Raw genomic sequence first — 7,381 nt, 5'->3', positions numbered from 1 at the left:
ATAAACCTTACGGGAGGAGAACCGGCATTGAGGGATGACCTTGTTGAGATCGTAGGGACACTGTTGGAGAAAACGGGACGGTTGGAGATCAGTACGAATGGGTTTTTCACGAAGCGGCTGGTAGAGGTGGGCAGGAGGTATCCGCAGGTGACGTTTCGGATCAGCGTCGAAGGCTTGCCGGCACTGAACGACGAGTTGCGGGGGATGAGGAATGGATTCGACCACGCCTTGAGAACCGTTATCGCTTTGCTCGATGCAGGGGTCAGGGACGTGGGTTTTGGCATGGTGGTATCCGACAAGAATGCAGGGGACCTTCTCTCCCTTTATCGGTTGTGCAGCCGGATGGGAGTGGAATTTGCGACGTCGACGATGCATAATTCCTTTTATTTTCACAAATATGATAATGAGATCCACGACTTAGACCTTGTCGAGACGTCCATGAGGGCGTTTATTTCGGCTTTGCTGGATTCCAAGAGAAGGGAGCTCAAGCTGAGAATCAAGGATTGGGGCCGGGCATTTATCAATCTCGGGATCTTGCGGTATATGCAGGGGAAGTCGAGGCCGCTGCCTTGTAGGGCGGCCCAGGATCTGTTCTTTCTTGATCCTTACGGGCAGGTTTTGGCATGTAACGGCTCTGACGAGCCGTGGGTGATGGGGAATCTCAAGGATGCGGGCTTTGAGGAGATTTGGAATTCCGGGGCAGCAGAGGCTGTGCGCCGTAAAGTCAAGCAGTGCCGGAAGAACTGCTGGATGGTGGGTACGGCAGTGCCGGCCATGAGGAGAAACCCCCTGGTGCCTCTGGTATGGATCGCGAAGAACAAGATAAGGTTGGCCCGCGGACTGGCGATCAGCCTTTCTTGATCTCTTCCTGCTTTATTGCCTGACCATGAAGCTGAAAATCGCCGCTCTTGGAGCCAAAGCTATTCCACACCCGGGTGGGATAGAGCTTGTCATGGAGGAAATAGGGTCCAGACTCGTGCAAAAGGGACATCGATTCGATATCTTCGTACGCAAGCGTTACATGGGGAAGGAGGGACCCAGGCGATTCAAGGGCGTGGGTTTACCGCTGAGCCCAGGTGTTTACAGCAAGCATCTCGATGCGTTGAGTCACAGTACTTCGGCGCTTGCCCGGGTACTTTCAAGAGACTACAACATTTTGTATATCAATTCTGTTGGGCTTTCGGTCTTAGCCTTGTTACCGAAGGTTCTCGGCCTGGGGACTGTCGTGCACACACATGGTTTGGATTGGAAGAGGGAAAAATGGGGCCCTCTGGCAAGAAGACTGATCAGAATGTCGGGCTGGACGAGTGTTAGATTCCCCCATCTTACGTTCTGTGTGTGTAGAGAAGACAAGAGATTCCTGGAAGGAACCTACGGGACAAGATGCATCTACGTCCCGAATGGAATACCTAAGATAGTCTTCGCTCGCCCTGAAAGAATCAGGCAGTGGGGTCTTGGCGGCGGGGATTACCTGCTCTTTATGGCCCGGCTGGTTCCTGAGAAGGGAGCTCATTTTCTGCTGGAAGCCTGGCAGAGGCTTCCAAGAGAGTGCAAAGGGGGAAAGAAGCTGGTTATAGCCGGGGACAGCAACCATAGGGACGAATACTATCGCAGGTTGATGGATTTCGGGGGTGCAGGTGACATCGTGTTTACGGGATTCGCCAGAGACCGGATAAAGGCTGAGCTCTTCTCAAATGCCTTCTGCTTTGTTCAACCCTCGACGGTAGAGGGAATGCCGTTGTCCGTGCTGGAGGCCATGGGGTATGGCCGTATGATACTTGCCAGTGATATCCAGGAAAACAAGGATCTACTCTCTGGACATGGTTGGACTTTCCAGTCCGGCAATGTCGATGATTTGTCTTCCAAACTGATGAAAATCCTACAGCTCGACAGAGATGCAGCCGACCGCTCGGGAAGAGAAATTAGGGAGTTTGGATTAAGGAGTTATGACTGGGATAGGATCACCGATAAGGTTGAGAGACATTTGATAGAGCTTCTTCGCATTAACACTCGTGGCGAATAGATGATTACCGATTATCCTGTATTGACAAGACTGGTAGTTGCTTTATTGGATACACTGGTGACTATTCTGTCCTTTGTAATTGCCACCTATGCTAGAAATGCCGCTATTGCATTCTATGGATTCGGCACTGTAGTCAATTGGACCGACTATTGGCCCACTCTTATCGTCATTATTCTAGTTTGGCGCGGATTGTTGGGCTATCAGGATGCGTATGTGGGGCAGCGTTTTACTTCTCTGAAAACGGATATAATGATAGTGGTGAAAACGGTGGCCTTCGGGACTCTTGTGGTACTTACGGCGGCCTTCATGATGAAATTGAAGATTCCAAGGACACTTATAGCATTTTTTGCTATGACTAATCTTATACTCCTCAGTGTGGAGAAGGCAGTTCTATATCAATTCATCGGTTACGTGAGGAAGTGGGGTAGGAACATCAAGAGTGTACTTGTACTCGGTGAAGAAGATGTGGCTGAAGCCTTTGTCCGCTCTGTGGAGAAATATCCGGACTGGGGCATCAAGATTCTGGGCCTTATCGGCAGAAACGAGCGTGACGTGGGGGAGGAGAGGTTCGGATACAGTGTGATAGGGCACAGCGGGAACCTTCGGGAGTTGTTGCATTCAAACCCGATCGATGAACTGGTGATCGCACTTCCGGCAAGGGGTCTCGGCGAAATGGAAGAGGTCATGGCCATTTGCGATGAGGAGGGGGTGCCGGTCCGGATCGTATCGTCTTTTTTCAAGAATATCATCTCCAAAGCCAAGACGGACATGATCCACGGTCTACCCATCATCAAGTTCTCCTCCGTGGAACGCAAGGACTTTGAGGCCCTTCTGAAGAGATCCGTCGATGTGGTGGGGTCGATCGTGTTGCTGGTTCTGCTGGCTCCGGCATTTGCGGTCATCGCGGTTCTGATCAAACTCGACTCCCCGGGTCCTGTCCTTTACCGGTGGAGGATACTCGGCTTGAACAAACGGCCCCTGACAAGCTACAAGTTCCGCACCATGGTCGAGAATGCGGATGACTTGAAGAAACAGCTCCTTGCGGATAGCGAGATGACCGGGCCGGTATTCAAGATGAAGGAAGACCCCCGGGTTACCCGGGTCGGGAAATGGCTCCGTAAGTTCAGCCTTGACGAGTTGCCTCAGCTCTGGAGCGTCCTCAAAGGCGATCTGTCCCTCGTCGGTCCCAGGCCGCCTCTTCAGACCGAGGTGGAAAAGTACGATGGCTGGCACCGTAGGAAGCTCTCGGTCAAACCGGGGATCACGTGTCTGTGGCAGGTAAGCGGGCGAAATGAAATCAAGGACTTTGACGAATGGATGCGTCTGGATATGAAATACATTGACGAGTGGAGCCTGTGGCTGGATTTCAAGATACTTCTGAGGACGGTGTGGGTGGTGTTGAAGGCGACCGGCCGGTAGTTACCGGGTGAGGAAAGGAAAAGGGAAAACGAAGATGGAAAGGGGCGGGCCATGATCATAGTGAGGACACCGCTTCGTTTGAGTTTCGTCGGTGGAGGGTCTGACCTGAAGGAATTCTACCATCGAAAGGAGGGGATGGTCGTCAGTTCGGCCATCGACAAATTTGTGTATGTGATCGTCAAGGAAAGATTCGATGACTTGATCTATCTCAACTATTCACAAAAGGAGTGTGTAAGATGCGTCGACGAGATTCAGCACGACCTGGTGCGGGAAGCCATGAAAATGACCGGTATCGAGAAGGGGGTGGAGATCACCACCCTGGCGGACGTTCCTTCTGAAGGATCCGGCATGGGGAGTTCGAGCTCCGTTACCGTGGGGCTGCTTCACGCTTTCTACGCATACAATAACGTACTCGTAACTGCAGAACAGCTTGCAGAGCAGGCTTGCCGCATCGAGATAGACATCATAGGCAAGCCGATCGGCCGGCAGGATCAGTATGCCGCCGCTCACGGCGGTCTAAACCAGTATATCTTCAAGACGGACGATACGACCGAGAGGGTCCCCGTGACGGTGGATAACGGGACTTTGCGAAAATTTTCTTCGTCCTTGCTTCTTTACTATACAGGGGTTACACGAAGTGCGGACGCCATCCTGTCCGAGCAAAGGGAGAGGTATTCTGCTCGCGAGAAATTCGATGTGATGTGCGAGATGGTCTCTCTCGTGGAGCCCTTCAAGAGAGCAGTACAGGAAGGGGATCTGGAGACCTGTGGTCGGCTCATGGATCGAAACTGGCATCTGAAGAAAACAATGGCCTCACGGATAAGCAATGGTAAGATAGAGGCTATGTACGAGAAGGCGAAGAAAGCAGGTGCCCTGGGCGGCAAGATTGCCGGTGCCGGTGGTGGTGGATTTCTCATGTTGCTGGTGCCGAGGGACAAGCAGAATTCCGTGTTTGAGGCGATGCGAGAGTACCGGGAGTTACCGTTCATGCTTGAGAGAAGCGGAAGCAAAGTGATTTTTGACGATCGGAGTTATTCCAGCAGGTGAGAAGAGTCGGGCAACTGGTTGGAAGCATCGATCGGTGACTCGCTGGTTTCTTATGGCAATGAAAGCGCTCGTAACAGGGGGAGCCGGCTTCATAGGCTCGCATACGGCAGACGCCCTCCTGGAAAGAGGATACGAGGTGCGCATCCTCGACAGCCTCCAGGCGGCGGTACATCCCAAGGGCAAACCCCCTTGGTTGCCCAAGGAGGCGGAGTTCATCCAGGGGGATGTGCGAGACAGAGAGACCCTGGCGCGGGCCCTGAGGGGTGTGCGAGTGGTTTTTTATTTTTCCTCCTACCAGGATTATCTGCCCGATTTCAGCACGTTTTTCCACGTGAACAGCGTGAGCACGGCCCTGATTCATGAATTGATACTCGCGGAGAGCAGAGAGGGTATGAAGAGGGCTGGAAAGGTCGAAAAAGTGATCGTGGCGTCGAGTCAGGCGGTCTACGGGGAAGGGCAGTACTCATGCAGGAATGGGTTGTGCAGCAACAGAAATGCAGTGATACAACCGGAGACTCGGCACGAAGAACAGCTTCGAAGGAAGCAATGGGAGGTTCTCTGTCCCGAGTGTGGAGAGCCCATGACCCCCCTGAGGTTGAGTGAAGTATATCATAATCCGTACAATGCGTATGCCATAAGCAAACTCGCCGAGGAGATGGCCGCGGTCCGGCTGGGCAGGCTCCACGGCATCCCGACCGTGGCCTTAAGGTACTCCATCGTTCAAGGTCCGCGGCAGTCGCTTTATAACCAGTATTCGGGAATCTGCCGGATATTTTGTCTTCGCCTGCTGAACGATCTTCCGCCCATCATATATGAAGATGGATTTCAGAAAAGGGACTATACACATATCAGAGACGTTGTGGAGGCCAATATGCTGGTCCTTGAGAAAGGGCGGGCCGACTACCAGGTGTTCAACGTGGGAAGCGGGCTGGAGATCACGGTACGGGAGTATGCCGAGGCCCTGACGCGAAAACTCGGCAAGGATATAGCCCCCTTAATCCCGGGGGAGTACCGTGTTGGAGATAATCGTCACAGCCTCTCGGATGTCTCCAAGCTCAGGGCGCTCGGTTGGATACCTCGTCGCGGGCTGAATCAGATCCTGGAAGACTACCTGGCTTGGATCCAAGACCAGGGAGATGTAAAGCAGTACTTCACCCAGGCGGAAAGCGAGTTGAGGGAAAAGGGGGTAGTCCGCAAGGCTGGAAAAGGCTGAGGAGTTGTCCGTTGGTGGGACTCGGGCCGGAAGCATGGTGCAGGATCGGGTGGAGAATACTGCGGAGAGGGTGGGCTTATTTCCCAAGAAGCCGTGAGAACCTCGAAAGGGACAGGTTCAAGATATGAAGGCCTTCCTCCTGGCCGCAGGAAAGGGATCGCGGCTTCGGCCCTTGACCGATCGGATACCCAAGTGCCTGGTTCCCATCCGGGGTAAACCGCTGTTGCAGATTTGGCTGGAGCAGTTGGCCCGTTACGGGGTAGCGGAGGTTCTGATCAATGCTCATCACCATGCAGACCAAGTCGAGGCTTTCTTGCAAAGCCGGCGTGGAAAGCCCCGGATCAGGCTTGTTCATGAGCCGGTCCTGCTGGGTAGCGGGGGGACCGTTTGGGCGAACAGGGATTTTGTTTCGGGGGAGGACGATTTCTGGGTGATCTACGGGGATAATCTCAGTTGTGCAAACCTCCGGGAAATGGAGGCTTTCCATCGGGCCCATGGGGGAATTGCGACCATCGGGCTTTTCCGGTGCGAAAGGCCCACCGAATGCGGTATCGCCGTGCTGGATGAGAGCGACAGGATCTTGGACTTCGAGGAGAAACCTACGAGCCCCAAGGGCGACCTGGCAAACGGGGGGATCTACCTGCTGAGCAGGGAGATCTTCCACGAGGTTTGTTGGGATGTGGCAATGCCGTTGGATTTTGGCTTTCACGTTCTTCCACAGCTTCGGGGGAAGATGTACGGCTATGTGATCCATGATTACCACATGGACATCGGGACACCGGCCGGCTACGAGCGGGCCCAAGGGGAGTGTCCTGAATACCTGGCAGAGTGAGAATCCCCAGGGTGCCGGGCCCCGGGGTGTGTAGCTAAAGAGAGATTGAAGAAGCAATGAGGGGGGGCGTCATGGGAAGGGAGATCATCGAGGAATACGTAAGACAGGTGACAGAGACCATATCTCGGATTCCCGTTGAGAAGATAGAGAGGGTTGTGAACATGATCTACCAGGCTTACGCCCGGGACAGGCAGATATTCATTCTGGGGAACGGGGGGAGCGCGTCGACCGCTTCCCACTTCTGCTGCGACCTGGGTAAGGGAGCGGTGGTGGATGGGAAGCGGCGCCTGCGGGTGGTGAGTCTGAATGACAATACGGCCCTTTTGACTGCTTATGCCAACGATTTCGGGTATGAAAGCGTGTTTGTAGAGCAATTGAAGAATCTCATACAAAGGGGAGACGTGGTCATCTGCATCACAGGATCCGGGAATTCACCGAACGTGCTCCGGGCTATCCAATTTGCAAATGAGAGGGGAGCCCAGACGATCGGCTTCCTAGGTTTCGGAGGGGGTAAAGCCATGGAGATTGTGACAGAACACGTTACCGTGGACAATTCCAACTACGGCCAGGTCGAGGACGTCCACATGTTGTTGTGCCACCTGGTGAGCCAGTACTTCCGAGACATGGTGATGAACGGCGGATGAGAAAACGGGGAAGAAGGCCTATTTGGATGGAACCATGCAAAGAGTGAGTCGATGAAGGGGAGTCAGGTCGAATGCTGTCTGATTAGGCATGGTGAGACTCGGTCGAATCTCGAAAAGGTATATGCCGGTTCCAGTCGAGAAGGGCTGACTCCGCGCGGTGAAGAGGAGTGTCGCCTCCTGGGCCGTGCCCTGAAAGGGAGGGG

General features: G+C 53.7%; 8 protein-coding genes. All 8 read left to right on the top strand.

The window, feature by feature from the left end; genetic code table 11:
• The coding region (locus tag JRJ26_19710; protein MBW2059719.1) for a radical SAM protein at nt 1–861 on the top strand (861 nt) is incomplete at its 5' end.
• 25 nt (nt 862–886) lie between these two features.
• Nucleotides 887–2,023, top strand: coding sequence for a glycosyltransferase family 4 protein (locus JRJ26_19705; protein MBW2059718.1), 1,137 nt, complete (start codon nt 887–889; stop codon nt 2,021–2,023).
• Nucleotides 2,024–3,442: a sugar transferase gene (locus JRJ26_19700; protein MBW2059717.1), complete on the top strand. Its 1,419-nt coding sequence runs from the start codon at nt 2,024–2,026 to the stop codon at nt 3,440–3,442.
• A 51-nt stretch (nt 3,443–3,493) separates the two neighbouring features.
• Nucleotides 3,494–4,489: a GHMP kinase gene (locus JRJ26_19695; GenBank protein ID MBW2059716.1), complete on the top strand. Its 996-nt coding sequence runs from the start codon at nt 3,494–3,496 to the stop codon at nt 4,487–4,489.
• Nucleotides 4,490–4,547: 58 nt separating this feature from the next.
• A complete protein-coding gene (locus JRJ26_19690) occupies nt 4,548–5,702 on the top strand; it encodes an SDR family NAD(P)-dependent oxidoreductase (GenBank protein ID MBW2059715.1) in 1,155 nt (384 codons plus the stop codon).
• A gap of 124 nt (nt 5,703–5,826) precedes the next feature.
• On the top strand, nt 5,827–6,534 hold the full coding sequence (locus JRJ26_19685) for a nucleotidyltransferase family protein (protein ID MBW2059714.1): 708 nt from the start codon (nt 5,827–5,829) through the stop codon (nt 6,532–6,534).
• Between the two features lie 71 nt (nt 6,535–6,605).
• Nucleotides 6,606–7,178 (top strand): SIS domain-containing protein, encoded by a 573-nt coding sequence (locus tag JRJ26_19680; protein MBW2059713.1) that lies wholly within the window; start codon nt 6,606–6,608, stop codon nt 7,176–7,178.
• Nucleotides 7,179–7,229: 51 nt separating this feature from the next.
• Nucleotides 7,230–7,381, top strand: a 152-nt coding sequence (locus tag JRJ26_19675; GenBank protein MBW2059712.1) for a histidine phosphatase family protein, incomplete at its 3' end; no start/stop codon positions are given.

This window comes from Deltaproteobacteria bacterium (assembly GCA_019308905.1).
GTDB lineage: Bacteria > Desulfobacterota > BSN033 > WVXP01 > WVXP01 > JAFDHF01.
The sequence above is the reverse complement of the archived record's forward strand: the minus strand, read 5'-3'. Positions and strand labels throughout refer to the sequence as shown.